Consider the following 2,172-nt stretch of genomic DNA (forward strand, 5'->3'; position numbering starts at 1 on the left):
ATAGGGATCATTGGGTTGGTTGACTGTGAGCTTGGATTGAAAAAAAGGTGCACTTCCCCTTTTTGGCTTGCCATCCGTCCCTTGGTTGGCTTTACTAGCTACATTATAAATCTTTGTGTTCATGGCTTACCGGCTTTTTTTGATTAATGAATCAGACCGCACCACATATTCGCGCAACCTCACGTTATTGGTCGCTTCATGATTAACCAGTTGGTCTTTGGAGATGCGCAAGATCTCCAGGTTGTCTGCCGTAGGTGCGTGCTCTACCTGTCGCAGTTTTCGTTCAATATCCTGCGTGATGGCAATGGTGGCTTTCAACTCGTCCGCCCCCACTTCGTCTTTTACCTCATCAGGAATCCTGTCGATGGTCTGCAAGGCTTCCGTGTCTTTTCCCAATAGGTATTTGGCTTTGGCGATGTTCACCAAGGATTCGGGATTTTGTACCCCCTTATTTTCCAACACCTCCATGCTGGCTTGTAAGGCTTCTCTGCTTTCTTTGTTTGCCGGATCAACTTGATAGTTGCGCAAATTATTTTCCAACGCAATGCCTGCCTGACTGATTTGTATTTTTGTAATGGAAGGCCAACCGATCATCACCAATGGTATGGTGAAGAAAAACAACAATGACCGGAGTCTTTCTCTCCTGAATGCAAATAATAGCACCAAAAACAACAGCACCAAAAACAGTAAGCTCCCCAGCATTAACAGTATCACTTCATGAAGAAGTAATCCGTCTGTCAATATTTCCCAATAGCTCATAATATTCATTTTAATCAAAATGAAAACTGCAATCTCGCTGCAGCTTCGACCGCTCTGGGACAGCTCACACTTCGATAACCTGCTGACTCTTCAAGTGTTACCCGCTCATTCCGCATGCCGGACTTTTCCAATGTAATGGTCGCCCGGCGCAACAAGGGGTACACGGCATCGCGTTGCTGTTCCAGACTCATTCCTTCCATTTGTTGCGACAGTTCTTCAGTCCGATGCGATGATTCTGCCGCTGATGTCCTGAATTGGTCGACTGCGTGCTGGGCCAATGGCCTGCCTTCCACTTCGCGCCCGCTTTCCGCTATAAGGGTATACAATTCACTCAATCCTATTGGCCGAACATCACGAACAACATCTGCCGTACACCGTCTTGCATCGCGCATGCTAAGCATCTGGGCAGCGCAAATCGATCCGATTTCGGCAAATGCGGCATTGGCTCTGTTTTGTCCCAATTGCTCATTGCCCTCAAACCGGCGGCCTTGTTGTATTGGCCCCTCTGGAGACGTATGGCCGGCGATGTGCGTTACTCGGTATCCTGCTTGCAATAAGGTGGTGATTTCGCCCAGCATTTGGGCGCTTCGTGACCGGTCGATAGTTGCATTCGCATAATCGAAATAGATAAAGCGGGTTTGCCGATCACGGAAAGGGACCGGAACAGTAGCCTCGTACGAAGAAGCCTCATGCCATTTCTGGCATACCAATCTAACCGTAAGCGGCACAGATGAACATTCAAACGTTTCATCTGTACGCCCCGGGGTAACGGTAATGCTGCCGCCAAGCCCCCACCCCTCGTCATCTCCATGGCCGCGGATCCCAACATCGAAAGGCCCTATGCGGATGCCCAATGAGCCTGCTCCTCCCGTGACGCCTTCCAACCCAACGGTGACCTCTCCTCGTGAAGTAAGACTAAACTGTCCGGACTGCGCAAGTAACACTTCCAAAAAAGGGGTCACATCCACGCCTTCCAAGGCCGCACCGATATCCCCCATGGAACCGCGGCTAACCGCGCTTAAAATTCGTTGCGCAACGCCTATTGCACTTTCCGGGATATTTGCCCCCAGCTCGATCTCCGCTCTTGTTCTATCCCGGCAAACCTTAATGGTAATGGTGACGTTGGTGCGGTCTATATCAGCGTCTATAGAACCCGACGAACGACGTCCTCTTCGCCCACTCTCCAGTATTCTGGTAACCCGGTAACGCTCCCCTTCGTGTGCTACTTCTACTAAGTTGGGGTTGATACGCCTCGCCGATTGGCGTTGTACCGTCATGGCACCCCCACTCTGCTGTACCACATGCGTCAGCTCATGGGCCAGTAACCTTCTGCTGCTGTCCGACGCAGGCTGGTATTGCCCATGTCCGAATACGATGTTGTTTCCCGTGGTGTATGCCAAGGCATTTATGCTT

General features: G+C 50.5%; 2 protein-coding genes. Both read right to left on the reverse strand.

Features of this window, described 5'->3' with window-relative positions:
- Positions 1-126 precede the first annotated feature (126 nt).
- Positions 127-759: a hypothetical protein gene (locus NF543_RS25160; RefSeq protein WP_257670959.1), complete on the reverse strand. Its 633-nt coding sequence runs from the start codon at positions 757-759 to the stop codon at positions 127-129.
- A 14-nt stretch (positions 760-773) separates the two neighbouring features.
- The coding region (locus NF543_RS25165) for an eCIS core domain-containing protein (RefSeq protein ID WP_257670960.1) at positions 774-2,172 on the reverse strand (1,399 nt) is incomplete at its 5' end.

Source organism: Parapedobacter tibetensis (assembly GCF_024704835.1).
In the GTDB taxonomy this organism is placed as follows: domain Bacteria; phylum Bacteroidota; class Bacteroidia; order Sphingobacteriales; family Sphingobacteriaceae; genus Parapedobacter; species Parapedobacter tibetensis.

Bases quoted from the DNA above. Each gene is read 5' to 3' on its own strand.
- NF543_RS25160 (WP_257670959.1), bottom strand. From the start codon at position 759: ATGAGCTATTGGGAAATATTGACAGACGGATTACTTCTTCATGAAGTG.